This is a genomic window from Leifsonia sp. EB41 (genome assembly GCF_041262565.1).
GTDB lineage: Bacteria > Actinomycetota > Actinomycetes > Actinomycetales > Microbacteriaceae > Leifsonia.
In genome coordinates, this window is the sequence record NZ_JBGCCJ010000001.1 from 641,965 (window position 1) to 657,206 (window position 15,242).

General features: G+C 71.0%; 13 protein-coding genes. 8 read left to right on the top strand and 5 right to left on the bottom strand.

The window, feature by feature from the left end:
* Nucleotides 1–34: 34 nt before the first annotated feature.
* Nucleotides 35–1,528 (top strand): 2-oxoglutarate dehydrogenase, E2 component, dihydrolipoamide succinyltransferase, encoded by a 1,494-nt coding sequence (sucB, locus tag ABH923_RS03125; protein ID WP_370053887.1) that lies wholly within the window; start codon nt 35–37, stop codon nt 1,526–1,528.
* 101 nt (nt 1,529–1,629) lie between these two features.
* Here the strand turns inward: sucB and ABH923_RS03130 are convergent, their stop codons facing one another.
* Nucleotides 1,630–2,565: a hypothetical protein gene (locus ABH923_RS03130; RefSeq protein ID WP_370053889.1), complete on the bottom strand. Its 936-nt coding sequence runs from the start codon at nt 2,563–2,565 to the stop codon at nt 1,630–1,632.
* A 169-nt stretch (nt 2,566–2,734) separates the two neighbouring features.
* Here ABH923_RS03130 and lipB point away from each other — a divergent pair, with 169 nt between their 5' ends.
* The 3 genes from lipB (at nt 2,735) to ABH923_RS03145 (ending at nt 5,253) form a co-directional block, all read left to right on the top strand.
* The gene (lipB, locus tag ABH923_RS03135) at nt 2,735–3,448 is read left to right on the top strand and encodes a lipoyl(octanoyl) transferase LipB (protein ID WP_370053891.1); all 714 of its coding nucleotides are present in this window, start codon (nt 2,735–2,737) and stop codon (nt 3,446–3,448) included.
* The gene (gene lipA / locus ABH923_RS03140; protein WP_370053892.1) at nt 3,445–4,434 is read left to right on the top strand and encodes a lipoyl synthase; all 990 of its coding nucleotides are present in this window, start codon (nt 3,445–3,447) and stop codon (nt 4,432–4,434) included. Before lipB ends, lipA begins: the two co-directional genes overlap by 4 nt.
* A gap of 120 nt (nt 4,435–4,554) precedes the next feature.
* Nucleotides 4,555–5,253: a DUF4191 domain-containing protein gene (locus tag ABH923_RS03145; protein ID WP_370053894.1), complete on the top strand. Its 699-nt coding sequence runs from the start codon at nt 4,555–4,557 to the stop codon at nt 5,251–5,253.
* A gap of 85 nt (nt 5,254–5,338) precedes the next feature.
* Here ABH923_RS03145 and ABH923_RS03150 read toward each other — a convergent pair whose 3' ends face one another.
* Together ABH923_RS03150 and ABH923_RS03155 are read right to left on the bottom strand one after the other, a co-directional pair.
* Nucleotides 5,339–6,523, bottom strand: a complete 1,185-nt coding sequence (locus ABH923_RS03150; protein ID WP_370053895.1) for a low temperature requirement protein A — start codon at nt 6,521–6,523, stop codon at nt 5,339–5,341.
* A 39-nt stretch (nt 6,524–6,562) separates the two neighbouring features.
* Nucleotides 6,563–6,988 carry an RDD family protein gene (locus ABH923_RS03155; RefSeq protein WP_370053897.1) on the bottom strand — a complete coding sequence of 142 codons (426 nt, stop codon included), beginning with the start codon at nt 6,986–6,988 and terminating at the stop codon, nt 6,563–6,565.
* Between the two features lie 174 nt (nt 6,989–7,162).
* Between ABH923_RS03155 and glnA the strand changes: the two genes are divergently transcribed.
* From glnA to ABH923_RS03170, 3 genes are all read left to right on the top strand, one after another.
* Nucleotides 7,163–8,587 carry a type I glutamate--ammonia ligase gene (gene glnA, locus ABH923_RS03160; RefSeq protein WP_370053898.1) on the top strand — a complete coding sequence of 475 codons (1,425 nt, stop codon included), beginning with the start codon at nt 7,163–7,165 and terminating at the stop codon, nt 8,585–8,587.
* Between the two features lie 120 nt (nt 8,588–8,707).
* A complete protein-coding gene (locus ABH923_RS03165) occupies nt 8,708–9,103 on the top strand; it encodes a hypothetical protein (protein ID WP_370053899.1) in 396 nt (131 codons plus the stop codon).
* Nucleotides 9,104–9,697: 594 nt separating this feature from the next.
* Nucleotides 9,698–10,207: a hypothetical protein gene (locus ABH923_RS03170; protein ID WP_370053901.1), complete on the top strand. Its 510-nt coding sequence runs from the start codon at nt 9,698–9,700 to the stop codon at nt 10,205–10,207.
* 3 nt (nt 10,208–10,210) lie between these two features.
* On the opposite strand, the gene ABH923_RS03175 is transcribed toward ABH923_RS03170, so the two are convergent.
* The gene (locus ABH923_RS03175; protein WP_370053903.1) at nt 10,211–11,545 is read right to left on the bottom strand and encodes an LCP family protein; all 1,335 of its coding nucleotides are present in this window, start codon (nt 11,543–11,545) and stop codon (nt 10,211–10,213) included.
* A 297-nt stretch (nt 11,546–11,842) separates the two neighbouring features.
* Between ABH923_RS03175 and ABH923_RS03180 the strand changes: the two genes are divergently transcribed.
* Nucleotides 11,843–12,154, top strand: a complete 312-nt coding sequence (locus ABH923_RS03180) for a hypothetical protein (protein ID WP_370053905.1) — start codon at nt 11,843–11,845, stop codon at nt 12,152–12,154.
* 60 nt (nt 12,155–12,214) lie between these two features.
* Here ABH923_RS03180 and ABH923_RS03185 read toward each other — a convergent pair whose 3' ends face one another.
* Complete coding sequence (locus ABH923_RS03185) at nt 12,215–15,238, bottom strand: bifunctional [glutamine synthetase] adenylyltransferase/[glutamine synthetase]-adenylyl-L-tyrosine phosphorylase (protein ID WP_370053907.1); 3,024 nt, start codon at nt 15,236–15,238, stop codon at nt 12,215–12,217.
* Nucleotides 15,239–15,242 lie beyond the last annotated feature (4 nt).

Here is a 15,242-nt window from a genome sequence, read left to right on the forward strand (position 1 = left end):
TACTGAACGATCAGGTTTTGAAGGAGAGAAGCTCATGAGCGAATCCGTCAGCCTCCCGGCACTCGGCGAGAGTGTCACGGAAGGCACGGTCACCCGCTGGCTGAAGAACGTTGGCGACCGTGTCGAGGTGGACGAGCCCTTGCTCGAAGTCTCGACCGACAAGGTCGACACCGAGATCCCCTCGCCCGTCGCGGGCGTCATCGAGGCGATCCTGGTGCAGGAGGACGAGACGGTCGAGGTGGGCACTGCGCTCGTGACGATCGGCGACGGCTCCGGTGCGGGCGAGGCTCCGGCCGCCGCGCCGGAGGCGGAGGCTGCGCCGGCTGAGGCTGCGCCCGCCGAGGCTGCGCCCGCTCCGGCCGCTGCGCCCGCTCCGGCTGCAGAGGCTGCGCCGGCCGCCCCGGCTCAGGAGGCTCCGGCCCCCGCCGCCGAGGCCGCTCCTGCCGCTCCCGTTCAGGAGGCTCCTGCCCCCGCTCCCGCCCCCGCGCAGGAGGCACCGGCCGCTGCTCCGGCGCCGGCTGCTGCTCCGGCCCCGGCTGCTGCTCCGGCCCCCGCCGCTGCTCCGGCTCCCGCCGCTGCTCCGGCCCCCGCGGCCGAGGCTCCGGCAACGTCGGGCGGCGCGCACGCCGGCACCTCGGGCTATGTGACCCCGATCGTCCGCAAGCTCGCCAACGAGCACGGCGTCGACCTGGCGAACGTGACCGGAACCGGCGTCGGCGGACGCATCCGCAAGGAGGACATCCTCGCGGCTGCCGCTCCGGCTTCTGTCGCCGCGGCTCCGGCCGCCGCCGCTCCCGTGGTCGAGGTCTCCCCGCTCCGCGGCACCACGCAGCAGATGTCGCGCCTCCGCAAGGTCGTCGCCGAGCGCGCCGTCATCTCGATGCAGTCGACCGCGCAGCTCACCACGGTGGTCGAGGTCGACGTGACCAAGGTCGCCGCCCTGCGCGACAAGGTGAAGGGCGACTTCCTCGCCAAGACCGGCACGAAGCTCTCCTTCCTGCCGTTCTTCGCCCTCGCGGCCGCCGAGGCGCTGAAGGCCTACCCGGTCATCAACGCCACGGTCGACGGCGACAGCATCGTCTACCCGGACCACGAGAACATCTCGATCGCCGTGGACACCGAGCGCGGCCTGCTCACGCCGGTCATCCGCAACGCGTCCGACCTCGACATCGCCGGCCTCGCCGGTGAGATCGCGGACCTCGCCCAGCGCACGCGCGACAACCACCTCAAGCCGGACGAGCTCGCCGGCGGCACGTTCACGCTGACCAACACCGGTTCGCGCGGCGCGCTGTTCGACACTCCGCTCGTGTTCCTCCCGCAGGTCGCGATCCTGGGCACGGGCATCGTCACCAAGAAGCCGGTCGTGATCACGGCCGACGGCTCGGACTCGATCGCCATCCGGTCCACGGTGTACCTCGCCCTGTCGTACGACCACCGGATCGTCGACGGCGCCGACGCGGCCCGCTTCCTCGTCGCGGTGAAGAACCGCCTCGAGGGCGGTGCCTTCGAGGGCAGCCTCGGCATCTGAACCGCCTGACGGACGGCCCGGCTCCCTGCGGAGCCGGGCCGTTCCGCGTTTCCGGGGTCCCCGCGAGCGAAGCGGCCAGCCGCCGAGCGTGCGAGCGGGCATCACCCCGGAACGTCGTGTCCGGGAATCATCAGCAGCACCGCGACGCCCACCAGCGGTAAGCACGCGACCGCGACCACCTTCGGGCGTGCGGCGATCCATCCCCGTGCCACCGCCAGCCCGCGAGCGATGGGCCGGTCGCCCAGTACGTCGAGTGCCCGCTCCAGGATGCCGAGAACGTCGCGACCGCCTCTCTCCCCCGGGCGTTCGCGCGGATCGGCGACAAGCGCCCCGGCCGCGTCCGGATCGCCGCGCGCCCGTGACTCCGACCCACCGGGAGCGCCGCTCCCCACCGCACGCACGACCGTCGCGTCGGCAGCCCGCAGGACTCCCGCGGCGACATCCTCCCAGCTCCGGTGCCGCCGGTCGGTGGCCGCCGCGAGTACGGCGTCCCCCAGGGTGACGGCACCGCACAGCACGCCGGCCAGCTCCGCGAAGGCGGCGACGTCCTCCGCCATCGTCTGCTGGTCGAGCTCCCGCAGCCGGTCGATCGCCGTCAGCACCGGGCAGCCGTCGTCGCGCAGGCCGATGTCCGCCGGCCTGAGCCGCACCCCACCGCGCCCGGCCCCGTGCAGACCGGAGAGGCCGCGCGCCACCGCGGCCAGCACCGTGACGGCCTCGCCCGCTGTCAACCCGCGATCGGCGGCGAGCACGTCCTCCAGCGTCCCGCCCGCCGGGTGCTCCCGCAGCCGGACGAGCACCCCGCCTCGGCGTCCCCGCCGCTCGTGCGGCGGCGGCAGCGACCGCGGCAGGTGCGACGACGCGACACGGTCCCACGGCTGCCCACCGACGGCGGCGACCGTCAGCACCGCCTGACCTCGAAGCTCGCCTCCTTCGACGATGAGCGACACCCCGCCGCTCGCGTCCCCCGGCCGCCGCCCGAGCACCGTCCACCCTTCCGCGTCCACGATCGCCGCCGCGCATCTCCCCATGTCCACCGGTCTCCGTCTCGTCACCATGCCCCCAGTACACGCCACCAGTAGCACCCCCGAGTCCGCCGCCCGCACATCCGTGGACAACCCGCTCCCCCTCCGAACCTGTGCAGGAATTCAGCCGCTGCGGCCCACGGTGGACATTTTCTGTACTCAGTCCATTTAGGATGCCTCTATGACGATCTTCGATGTCTCCGGACTCGGCGGGCCGCACGTCCCGTACGACGACGGCCTCCGCCAGCAGCGCAGCACCCACGCCGACGTGGTCGCGGGGCGCGCGCCCGACACCGTCTTCCTGCTCGAGCACGCCCCGGTCTTCACCGCGGGCAAGCGCACCTCCCCCGACGAGCGCCCCACCGACGGCACCCCCGTGATCGACGTCGATCGCGGCGGGAAGATCACCTGGCACGGGCCGGGCCAGCTCGTCGGCTACCCGATCCTCCGGCTGGCCGAGCCGATCGACGTCGTGGGCTACGTCCGCTGGCTGGAGGGCGTCCTCATCGAGGTCCTCGTCGGGCTCGGCGTCCCGGGCGAGCGCGTGGAGGGCCGCTCCGGCGTGTGGCTGCCGGGGCACGGCACCACGGACGACGGGGGGCCGTCCGACGAGAAGATCGCCGCCATCGGCATCCGCGTCGCCGAGGGGGTCACGATGCACGGCTTCGCGCTCAACTGCTCCAACAGCCTCGACCCCTACGAGAAGATCGTCGCGTGCGGCATCCGCGACGCCGGCGTGACCACGATCTCCCGCGTCCTCGGCCGAACCGTCACTCCGCAGGACGTCGCTCCCCTCGTCCAGGCCGCCCTCGACCGCGCGCTGGCCGACGCATCCTCCAGCCCGGTCGCGGCCGCCGGCCGGACCACCACGACCGCGACGGAGGTCGCCGCATGAGCGCAGAACCGCAGGGCCGCCGCATGCTCCGCCTGGAGGTGCGCAACGCCCAGACGCCGATCGAGCGCAAGCCCGCCTGGATCAAGACCAAGGCGAAGATGGGGCCCGAGTACCGCCAGCTCCAGAACCTCGTGAAGTCCGAGGAGCTGCACACCGTCTGCCAGGAGGCCGGCTGTCCGAACATCTACGAGTGCTGGGAGGACCGCGAGGCGACGTTCCTGATCGGCGGCTCGCAGTGCACCCGGCGCTGCGACTTCTGCCAGATCGACACCGGCAAGCCGGCCGACTTCGACCGGGACGAGCCCCGCCGCGTCGGCGAGTCGGTCGCGAAGATGGGCCTGCGCTACTCGACCGTGACCGGCGTGGCCCGCGACGACCTCCCGGACGAGGGCTCCTGGCTGTATGCGGAGACGATCCGCGAGATCCACCGCCAGAGCCCCGGCACCGGCGTGGAGATCCTGGTCCCGGACTTCTCCGGCAACCCGGAGTACCTGGGCGAGGTGTTCTCGGCAGAGCCGGAGGTGTTCGCGCACAATGTGGAGACCGTGCCGCGCATCTTCAAGCGGATCCGGCCGGCGTTCCGCTACGAGCGCTCGCTCGACGTCATCACGCAGGGCCGGCACGCCGGGCTGATCACCAAGTCCAACCTCATCCTCGGGATGGGCGAGGAGCGCGAGGAGATCAGCCAGGCCCTCCGCGACCTCCACGACGCGGGCACCGACATCATCACGATCACGCAGTACCTGCGGCCGAGCCCGCGCCACCTCCCGGTCGCCCGCTGGGTGCACCCGGACGAGTTCGTCGAGCTCAAGCAGGAGGCGGAGGAGATCGGCTTCCTCGGCGTGCTGTCCGGCCCGCTGGTGCGCTCGTCGTACCGCGCCGGCCGGCTCTGGGCGCAGTCGATGGCGGCCAAGGGACGCGAGGTCCCGGCCGAGCTGCAGCACCTCGCCGACGCGTCGGCGGGCTTCGCGCAGGCCGTCTCCTGACGATGATCCCGACGCCGATCCCGGAGGCCGCGCGAACGTCTGAGCGCGGCCTCCGGATCGGCGCTACGCCTGCCGTGAACAGGTCAGCCGGGGGCCGGGCGAGCCGGTATCCTTATAGCTATGGCACGTAAGGACAAGTCCACCAAGGAGCCCGGTCGGCTGAAGCAGATGTGGCAGGTCTTGCAGATGACCCGCCGCTACGACGACCGCGCGCTGCTCTACATCGTGGGCGGAATCGTGCTGCCGATCCTCGCGGGCGTCGCGATGGCGGTGTTCCTGTCGGGCGGCAACGTCTTCACGATGGTCCTGTGGATCGTCGCTGGCGTCCTCGCCGGCGTGCTGCTCGGCCTGATCATCCTCGGCCGCCGTGCCGAGCGCGCCGCCTACTCGCAGATCGAGGGCCAGCCCGGCGCCGTGGGCGCCGTCCTGCGCAGCTCGCTCAAGCGCAGCTGGCGCGGCTCGGAGATGCCGATCGCCGTCAACGGCAAGACGCAGGACGCGGTCTACCGTGCCACCGGCCGCGGCGGCGTCGTGCTCATCAGTGAGGGCCCGAAGACCCGCACGCAGCGGATGGTCGACGAGGAGCGCCGCAAGATCAACCGCGTGCTGCCGAACGTGCCCGTCTCTGTCATCTCGGTGGGTCCGGACGCCGACTCCGTTGCGCTGCACAAGGTCCCGCGCACCCTGTCCAAGATCAAGCCGACGCTCACCAAGGCCGAGGTCATCGCGATCAGCAACCGCCTGGCGTCGCTGGAGAACGCGATGCCGATCCCGAAGGGCGTCGACCCGATGAAGGTCCGGGCTCAGCGCGCCCGCTGACGCGTCTCTTCCACTCTGAGGTGCCGAGGGGCACGTCGTTGTCACGTCCCGACCGGAGAAGTGACAACGACGTGCCCCTCGTTCGTTAACCAGTCAGGGTGGGGGTGCGGCGGGAGGTGAGGGATTCTGTGAGGAGGACCAGCGCCAGCACCACATTCACGCCCCACGCGACGACCGCCGTCGGCAGGAGGCCGGCGACCGGCCAGAGCACCGCGACCACCGCCGCGCCGGCCACCAGGGTGAGCGACCAGCGCATCCCGGTCGCCCGGCGGAACAGCAGCAGCCCGACGAGGTAGACGATCGCGGAGCCGCACAGCAGCCCCGCCGTCCACGACGTCGGAGTGCCGACCGGCCGCTGCAGGACGAGACCGTCGCCGACCGCAGAGAGCACGATGCCCAGCACCAGCAGCAGAGGGATGTACGTGTATGCGGTCTGCGCGATCATCCCCCGCTCCGTCGCGCGCTCGATGTACGCGCTCCCGCTCTGCTGACTGTGCGAGAAGTAGAGCAGCCAAAGCAGCACCGTCCCCGCGAACGCAGCGAGGAACGCCGCGAGATGGACGACGTCCAGCGGCGCGGTCGAGAACGCGGCCCCGGTGACCACGATCGACTCGCCGAGCGCGATGATCAGGAACAGACTGACCCGCTCGGCCATGTGCGCGCCCGAGATGTTCCAGCTCGCCAGCGCCGAACTGCCGAGGCCCGGCGTCCAGAACCGCGTGCGCGGCCCGATGTAGTCCACGGCCAAGGCGATCAGCCAGACCACGAGCCGGCCCTCGTCGGGGAGGAAGGCGCCGACCATCCACAGCGTCCCGGCCAGGGCATGCCACACGATGATGCGCACGAAGTTCACCGCGTGCTCGGGATGTGCGCGGCCGAACGCGAGCAGGGTGAAGACGCTGCGACTGAGCTGCATGAGCACCAGGCACACGGCGAACAGCACGGCGCGGTCGCCGAACGCCTCCGGGATCGCGGACGCCAGCAGCAATCCGAGCAGCATCAGCACCACGAACAGGCCGCGCACCGCGCCGCGCTCCGGATCCAGCCAGCTCGACGCCCACGTGGTGAACATCCACACCCACCAGACCACCATCGCCAGCATGACCGCGTGCAGCAGGGCGACGGCGGACTGCTCGTGCAGCAGCACGTGCGACACCTGGGTCACCGCGAACACGAAGACGAGGTCGAAGAACAGCTCGGTGTACGTCACGCGGTGGGCGCCCGCGGAGTCCGACCGGAGCAGGTCGCGGGCGAAGCCGAAGGCGCGCATGCCAGGAGTGTAGCGGCGCGCAGGATGCGGCCGGAGCGGCTACGCGCGGATCAGCACCGTCCCGGCGACCTTGTCGTGGAAGCCGCGCTGATCCGAGTCCCACACCAGGGCCGGGATGACGATGCACAGCAGCACGGTGCGCACCACCGGCCGCCACACGCCGACCCAGCCGCCGGCGACCGCGACGACGCGCATCCCGAAGATCCGTTGGCCGATGCTGCCGCCGATCGTTGGGATGAAGACGACCTGCATCAGCGCGAAGATGCCGATGTTCGCCCACGAGTCGTAGTGGAAGAACGCGAGCGAGATGAGCGACGCGAGCGCCCAGTCGACGACGATGGCGCCGAGGCGTCGGCCGAACCTCCCGACCGACCGCGGGCCCGACTCCGGGAGGCCGAGCCGCTCCCCCGGGTAACGGCTGGGAGCGAGGTCGCCGGAGCGAGCGGGCGGAGTGTTCTGCGGCACCCCACCAGTTTACCGGGGACGGGCCTCCCCCTCCCCCGGCCGTACCGCCCGCAGGCAGCGAACCGCGTAACATGCCGGAAACATTTGCGTCACCGGAGGGAAACGGCCTCCCCCTAGCGTGTAGCTTGGGCTGCACGCGCAGTCCGCCACCGCAAGCCAATGGGAGTCCTCCGTATGTTCCGTGATTCTTCCGAGGTGCTCAAGTACATCAAGGACACCGACGTCAAGTTCCTTGATATCCGCTTCACCGATCTGCCCGGTGTTCAGCAGCACTTCAACATCCCCGCAGCGACCGTCGACGAGGAGTTCTTCTCGGTCGGCCAGCTGTTCGACGGTTCCTCGATCCGCGGCTTCGCGTCGATCCACGAGTCGGACATGCAGCTCATCCCGGATGTCTCGACCGCGTACATCGACCCGTTCCGCGTCGAGCGCACGCTGATCATGGTCTTCGACATCTACAACCCCCGCAATGGCGAGATCTACGCGAAGGACCCGCGTCAGGTCGCCAAGAAGGCGGAGAAGTACCTCGCCTCCACGGGCATCGCGGACACCGCGTTCTTCGCGCCGGAGGCCGAGTTCTACATCTTCGACGACGTCCGGTACGAGGTGAAGCAGAACTCCAGCTTCTACGCGGTGGACTCCGAGGAGGGCGCCTGGAACTCCGGCCGCGTCGAAGAGGGCGGCAACCTCGGCAACAAGACCCCGTACAAGGGCGGCTACTTCCCGGTGAGCCCGGTCGACAAGCAGGCCGACCTGCGCGACGATATTTCGCTGAAGCTGATCGACGCCGGCCTCATCCTGGAGCGCGCGCACCACGAGGTGGGCACCGGCGGCCAGGCGGAGATCAACTACCGCTTCGACACGATGGTCCACGCGGCTGACGACATCCTGAAGTTCAAGTACATCGTCAAGAACACGGCCGAGCAGTGGGGCAAGACCGCCACGTTCATGCCGAAGCCGCTCTTCGGCGACAACGGCTCTGGCATGCACACCCACCAGTCGCTGTGGAACGACGGCAAGCCGCTGTTCTACGACGAGGCCGGCTACGGCGGCCTGTCCGACATCGCCCGCTGGTACATCGGCGGCCTGCTCAAGCACGCCCCGGCGGTGCTGGCGTTCACGAACCCGACGGTGAACTCGTTCCACCGCCTGGTCCCCGGCTTCGAGGCACCGGTCAACCTGGTCTACTCGGCCGGCAACCGCTCGGCGTCCATCCGCATCCCGATCACGGGCACCAACCCGAAGGCCAAGCGCATCGAGTTCCGCGCGCCGGACGCCTCGGGCAACCCGTACCTCGCGTTCGCAGCGCAGCTCATGGCGGGCCTCGACGGCATCAAGAACCGCATCGAGCCGCACGAGCCGGTCGACAAGGACCTCTACGAGCTCCCGCCCGAGGAGGCCCGCAACATCCCGCAGGTGCCCGGCTCGCTCGGCGAGGCGCTCGACGCGCTCGAGGCCGACCACGACTTCCTCACCGCAGGCGGCGTGTTCAGCCCGGAGCTCATCGAGACCTGGATCGAGTACAAGCGCGAGAAGGAGATCAAGCCCCTCGCGCAGCGCCCGCACCCGTTCGAGTACGAGCTGTACTACGGGGTTTAAGACGTCGCGGACGCGTTAGTCCGCACAGAGTCCGCACGAGTTGCAGGGCGGTCGCGAAAGCGACCGAAACCGCAGCTCGTGCGGACTCTTTTTCGGGGTCGGCGCTGCTAGGTTCTAGCCATGACGTCGGGCGACCTCCACACGGAGACGAACACGAACGGCCCGCAGCAGACACGTTCGCGCACGTGGCTGAACGGATCGGCGGCAGTCGCCATCACCCTGGGCCTCGTCGTGCTGGCTGTCGCTGCGATCGCTGTCGGGATCGGCTCCCTCTGCCTCTATGCACAGTCAGGCGCGTTCTGGCCGGAAGCCATCCCTCCGTATGTGGACTACCTCGGTGAGTCCTACCATTGCATGGACCTGGGCTCCCCGGACATGCGGGGTCTGACCATGCAGGGGCACACCATCGGGGGCGGTCTGATCTACGCGCGCCCTCCGATCGGATCAAAGGCTTCGGCCGGATTCGTCGTTGTCACCGACGGACATCGCCGGGAGACCTGCGTCATGGGCGGTTGATAGAGATCCGGACGACGGCTTCAGGGTTCTACGCACGGTTCGATCGCTTGGTGAACACGCCGCGGACGATCTCCGGCAGCGTCCGCCGCACCGCAGCGACGGGCCGTGGCGCTGCGGCCACCGGGACGAAGGCGGTCGTGCCGCAGCGGCGGCACTCTGCGACCTCCGAGTGCACGGAGAGGCCCGTTCGAAAGTACGGGTTCGGGGAGACCCGGGTGGGCCCGCCGCACTCCTCGCACTCGGGGCCGTGCGTGCCTGCCACAGTTTCCCCTCCCCGCCTGTCGGTCCTTCACGTCGGGCAAGACTGGGAGGGCCCGGCGCACGCGACTCGCCGCGTCCGGGCCCTACAACGCTTCGGCCTACCCGAAAGGCCGCGCGTTCAGAAAACCGCGTTCGATCTCCGAATATCGATTGCGGTTGTACACACAATTTTTCATGGAGTCGTGGGGATGCCAAGACCCCAGAGCGGGGGCGGCGCTTCCTCCTCTGGGGCAGTCGCGACAGCTGCCGCCGCCCCGACGTGCGCTCGCCCCTCCGCACCGTTACGGTAGTCGCGGGCGTCCGCATCCGCAGCAGGACGCCGAGGAGGATCGCATGGAGCAGAGAGACCTGACCGAGGTGCTCGAGGAGGTCGGGCAGTCGCTCTCGGGCGCCGGGTGGATGCAGTTGCGGAGCGACGACCGCGCCGAATGGTTCGGTCACTTCGTCAGCGGGATCGCGCTCGCGGTCGGGCTCCGGCCGATCGAGCACCTGGACTCCGGGGTGCGCGTCGACGACGCCGGCGTGTTCTCGGCGAAGGTCGTGGTGTTCACCGACAAGACCATCGTGTTCGCCGACGCCACCGGGCGCAGCGCCGATCCGTACGACGTTGCGACGGTGGTCGTCGCGCGGCCGCGCGCCGGGCTCGCCCAGCTCACGATCTCGGACGCAAACTCTGCGTTCCGGCGCGACCTGTTCGACCCGTGGCCGGGCGACTTCCGGGTCACCGCGGAGTGGTCGTACGGTGCGAAAGTGACCTTCCCCTTGAGCCCGATCGAGACGGACGACCACCGGGCGCGGTTCAGTGCGCTCTACGCCGCGCTGATCGACGCTCTGGGCGAGTAGTCCCTACTTCACGCAGGGCACTCCCCCGGACGGCAGCGGCGCGTTCGGGTCGGTGTACGTCCCGTTCGGGCCGGCCGGGGTCGACGCGGTCGGCGACGGGGAGGCGGCCGGCGTGGTCGGGGGTGCGCTGGCCTGGGTCGTCGCCCCCGGGGTGGCGGTCGGCGTCGGCGTCGCGGTCGCAGGGTTCAGGAGCTGCTGCACCACGGCGTGGATCTGGTTCGGGTCGACGAGGTTGACGTCCTTGCCGTCCTTCACCCCGTAGCCCGTGATCGGCAGCGTCGTGAAGGTGATGTTTCCGCCAGCCAGGTGCTGAGCCTCCGACGCGAAGCTGAGGAGGTCGAAGCCGGAGTCGAGGGCGATGTTCTGTTTGGCGGCGGAGATCAGGGACTCCAGAGTGGCCGGGTTGGCGAAGGTGTCCGCCTTCTTCAGCTTCGTCGCCAACGACACGATGAACGCCTGCTGGCGGCGCTCACGGTCGAGGTCGGTGAAGTTCAGCGCCGTGTTGTTCTCGTCGCGGCGCTGCCGGACGAAGCTCACCGCCTGGGACGCCGTGAGCTGCTGGACGCCCGCCTTGAAGTCCGCGCCGGAATACGGGTCCTGAGTGTCCTGCGCGACGCACACGGTGATCGGCTGGACCGCCTGGGCCACCTGGTAGAACGCGGCCATCGTGACCTCGATGAAGTGGTCGATCCGCACGCCGCCGAGGAAATCCGACACGGTCTGCAACTCGGTCTGGCGGGCGAACGTGCGCGCCTGCTGGTAGGCGTCGCTCTGGGCGACACCCGCCTTCATCAGCTCGGTGAGCTTCTGGTCGAGGGCGAGCCCGTACGCCTCCTTGATCTTGGAAGCGGACACGCCGTCCGGGCTCCCGGACAGCGGCGCGTAGTCGTCGCGCGGGATCGAGATGCCCACGGCCTTCTTGCCGCCGGCCGGGATGTGGATGAGCATCAGCACGTTGGCGTTGTAGCCGCCGTCGCCCTGGTTCCCGGCGTGCAGGGCGTTGTAGACGTCGGTCGGGAGGGCGTTCCCGTTCTCGTCCAGCCGGCTGTCGAGGCCCATGACGAGGATGTTGCTCTCGGCGACGTCCTTCTTCTTGCCGGCCCCCGGGAGCGTGATGTTCGAGCGATGCAGGCCGTTCGACAGGTCCACGTAGGAGTAGGCGGCGAACGCCCCGACCGCGACCGCGACGGCGGCGACAGCGCCGGCCACCGAGAGCAGGATGCGCTTGGTCAGGGAGTTGCGGCGGCGCTGGGCGTGCGCGACGTTCCGGCGGAGGGGCTCGGCGGCGCCGCGGTCGCCGGCCGGGAAGGCCGGGTCGGGCTGGCGGGGCGAGGTCATCGGGTCTCCTTGCGGGATTCGGGGCCGCTCGGACGCGCGGTGGAGGCGCTTTTCGGGGGCGCCGGGGTTCGGGTACGCGGGTCGAGCGTGCTGCGGGCCTCCCGATCGTCCCACCGAAAACCACCGTGGTCAGCGGACGCCCGATGAACTCCCAGAAACCACGGGTGAGCACTCAGGTGCGAACAGGTGAAAACTGTCGCAGGTTGCCCTCCGGCTGTTCCCTCCCCGCCGGCGCAGCACTAGATTCGGTGACGCCCGGGCCAACCCCGGCCCGCGCGAAACGGAAGGGACCCCACCATGGCCCGCTACCTCCTCCTCTACCGCGCCGACCCCGAGGCGATGGCCTCGATGCCGGAACCCACCCCCGAGCAGGCCGAGCAGATGAACGCCGCCTGGAACGCCTGGGCCCAGCAGGTCGGAGACGGCCTGATCGACTTCGGCGCGCCGACGGCCGCCGTCTCCGAGGGCGCCGACCGCAGCGTCGGCGGCTACACCCTCATCGAGGCCGACGGCGCGGATGCCGTCGAGGGCCTCCTCACCGGCCACCCGCACCGCGCGATGGGTGGCACCATCGACGTCTACGAGCTGACGCCCGTTCCCGGGATGTGAGCCGTCCGTCCGGGTCCGCGTGCCGTGTGTGGTACGCGGACCCGGACGTGGCGTTGTTATTCACCCGGTCGGCGTCGGCCGCTGCGGGAGGCCGTAGAAGGCGCGCTCGAACACCGCCCGCGCGCGGCGGGTGACCGCGAGGTAGTCCTCCTCCAGGCGGCTCGCCGAGCCCGGCGGGTACTCCAGGAGGCGGGCGACGCCCTCCAGAGCCACACGGTCGGCCGGGAGGACGTCGGCGGTCTTGTTGGTCCAGAGCGTCATCGCCGAGCGGGCCCGGGAGGCCAGGAGCCAGGCGTCGCGGAGTTTGGCCGCGTCGTCGTCGGCCACCAGGCCGTTGTCGACGGCGACCGCCAGCGCGTCCAGGGTCGACGTCGTGCGCAGCGCCGGGATCGCGGCGCCGTGCTGGAGCTGGATGAGCTGGACGAACCACTCGACGTCGCTCAGCGAGCCACGGCCGAGCTTGAGGTGGCGGGCCGGGTCGGCGCCCTGCGGGAGGCGCTCGTTCTCGACGCGGGCCTTGATGCGCTTGACCTCGCGGACCTCCTGCTCGCCGATCGCGGCCGGGTAGCGGACCTCGTCCGCCACCGTCTCGAAGTCGGCGAGCAATGCCGCATCCCCGGCGACTCCGCGGGCGCGCAGCAGCGCCTGAGCCTCCCAGGTCAGCGACCAGCGCTTGTAGTACGCGCGGTAGGCCTCCAGCGAGCGGACCGGCGGACCGTTCTTGCCCTCGGGGCGCAGGCCGATGTCGAGGTCGAGCGGGAGGCGGTTGTCGTCCGTCAGCCGGTTGAGGTCCGCGACGATCGCCAGCGCGGCCCTGTGCGCGGCGTCCTGCTCGGCGGCGAGCGGGCGGAAGACGTACATCACGTCGAGGTCGGAGCCGAAGCCGAGCTCCGTGCCGCCGAACCGGCCCATGCCGATGATCGCGAACTCCAGGGCGGCCGCGTCGCCGCGTTCGGCGCGGATCGCGGACAGCACACCCTGGATCACGTTCTCGTTGACGGCGGTCAGTCCGCGGGCCAGCTCCTCGATCGTGGCGAAGCCGAGGATCGCCGAGAACGCCAGACGCAGCACCTCGCGGCGGCGGACGGCGCGCAGCGATGCGGCCGCGGTCGCCGCGGACTGGTGCCGGCCGAGGATCGCGGCGGTCTCCTCGCGCAGCACGTCGGCCGTGCGCGGGCGCAGCTCCTCCTCCGACTCCAGCCAGGCGACGGACTCCGGGATCCGGCCGAGCAGCTCGCCGGCGTACCGCGACCCGGACAGCACCCGGGTGAGCCGCTCGGCGGCGCCGGTGGAGTCACGCAGCATCTTCAGGTACCAGTGCGTCGTGCCCAGGTCCTCGCTGAGCCGGCGGAAGGTCAGGAGGCCGTAGTCGGGGTCCGCTCCGGCGGCGAACCACTGCAGCAGCACGGGCAGCAGGTGACGCTGGATGGTCGCCCGTCGCGACACGCCCGCGGTGAGCGCGGCGATGTGCGCGAGCGCGCCGCGCGGGTCGCGGAAGCCGATCGCGGCGAGGCGGGCCTCGGCCTGCTCGCTGGTCAGCCCGGCGCCCCCGGTCAGCCCGGTGTCGTCGGTGGGCATGGCGGCGACCGCGCTGAGCAGCGGGCGGTAGAACAGGCGTTCGTGGAGGCCGCGCACCCGGTGCTTGATCGCGTTCCAGCGAACCAGGAGCTGCTCGGCGCTCGGCGCCAGCCCGGTCGCGCGGGCCAGGATGCGCACGTCGCCCTCGTCGCGCGGCATCAGGTGGGTGCGGCTGAGGTGGCGCAGCTGGAGGCGGTGTTCCATCAGGCGCAGCGTGCGGTAGTCCTGCGAAAAGGCGGCTGCCTCGTCCCGGCCGATGTAGCCCTGCTCGGCCAGCGCGGCGAGGGCGGAGAGCGTGTCGCGCTGCCGCACCCGCTCGTCGGTCTGGCCGTGGACGAGCTGGAGGAGCTGCACGGTGAACTCGACGTCGCGCAGGCCGCCCGGCCCGAGCTTGATCTGGTAGTGGGTCTCGTCGTCGGGGATGTTGTCGGTGACGCGCTCGCGCATCCGCTGCACCGACTCCACGAAGTTCTCGCGGGAGGCGCTGCTCCACACCTTCGGCGCGAGCGCGGCGACGTAGCGCTCCCCCAGCTCGAGGTCGCCCGCGAGGGGCCGCGCCTTCAGCAGCGCCTGGAACTCCCAGCCCTTCGCCCAGCGGTCGTAGTACGCGATGTGCGACTCCAGGGTGCGCACGAGCGCGCCGTCCTTGCCCTCCGGCCGCAGATTGGGGTCGACCTCCCAGAGGCCCGGCTCGATCGCGGGCTCATGGATGCCGCGCTGCGTGAGCATCGCCAGCCGGGTGGCGATGTCCACGGCGCGGCCGGAGCTGAGGCCGGCCCCCTCGTCGCCCTCTGTGACGTAGATGACGTCGACGTCGCTGACGTAGTTGAGCTCGCGCGCGCCGGCCTTGCCCATCCCGATCACGGCGAAGCGGGTGGCGCGCACCTCCGCCTCGGGGAACCGGCCGGGGCCGGTGCCGATGGTCTGCCGGCGGGCGACCGCGAGGGAGGCCTCCAGTGCGGCGGCGGCGAGGTCGGACAGCGCAGCGGCGACGCCGTCGAACCCGGCGACCGGGTCCTTCTGCTCGAGGTCGAAACTGGCGAGCTGCACGAGCCGCCGCCGGTAGCGCACGCGGAGGGCGGTGCGCGCGGCGTCGTCCTCGATCGCGGCGACGCCGTCCACGGCGCCGACGGAGTCGAGCAGGTCGGCGCGCAGCTCGGCCGCGGTCGGCAGCGCGGTGACCGGATAGTCGAGCGCGCTCAGCTCGGCCGGCTGACGCAGGAAGAACTCGGCGGCGCCCTCGGACGCGCCGATCACCCGGAACACGCGGCGCGCGTCGTTCCGCGACGGCACGTAGCGCGCCGTCTGCACCGGCGCGTGCCGCAGCAGCCGCAGGGCCAGCGCGAGCGCGGTGTCCGGATCGGCGGCCGCCGACAGCGCGGGAAGGAGGTCGTCCACGCCGAAGCCGGTCAGCTCGACCAGCTCGTCCAGCTCGCTCCGGACCGAGCTCAGCCCCACGAAACCGGCGCGAGCCAGCGTCGTGAGGGAGAGCTGCTCGCGGGTCACGTTC

What these genes read in the sequence shown, in the direction of transcription:
- glnA (WP_370053898.1), top strand. Translation starts at nt 7,163, where the DNA reads ATGTTCCGTGATTCTTCCGAGGTGCTCAAGTACATCAAGGACACCGAC.
- lipB (WP_370053891.1), top strand. Translation starts at nt 2,735, where the DNA reads ATGACGATCTTCGATGTCTCCGGACTCGGCGGGCCGCACGTCCCGTAC.
- ABH923_RS03150 (WP_370053895.1), bottom strand. Translation starts at nt 6,523, where the DNA reads ATGCGCGCCTTCGGCTTCGCCCGCGACCTGCTCCGGTCGGACTCCGCG.
- ABH923_RS03165 (WP_370053899.1), top strand. Translation starts at nt 8,708, where the DNA reads ATGACGTCGGGCGACCTCCACACGGAGACGAACACGAACGGCCCGCAG.
- ABH923_RS03180 (WP_370053905.1), top strand. Translation starts at nt 11,843, where the DNA reads ATGGCCCGCTACCTCCTCCTCTACCGCGCCGACCCCGAGGCGATGGCC.
- lipA (WP_370053892.1), top strand. Translation starts at nt 3,445, where the DNA reads ATGAGCGCAGAACCGCAGGGCCGCCGCATGCTCCGCCTGGAGGTGCGC.
- ABH923_RS03170 (WP_370053901.1), top strand. Translation starts at nt 9,698, where the DNA reads ATGGAGCAGAGAGACCTGACCGAGGTGCTCGAGGAGGTCGGGCAGTCG.
- ABH923_RS03175 (WP_370053903.1), bottom strand. Translation starts at nt 11,545, where the DNA reads ATGACCTCGCCCCGCCAGCCCGACCCGGCCTTCCCGGCCGGCGACCGC.
- ABH923_RS03145 (WP_370053894.1), top strand. Translation starts at nt 4,555, where the DNA reads ATGGCACGTAAGGACAAGTCCACCAAGGAGCCCGGTCGGCTGAAGCAG.
- sucB (WP_370053887.1), top strand. Translation starts at nt 35, where the DNA reads ATGAGCGAATCCGTCAGCCTCCCGGCACTCGGCGAGAGTGTCACGGAA.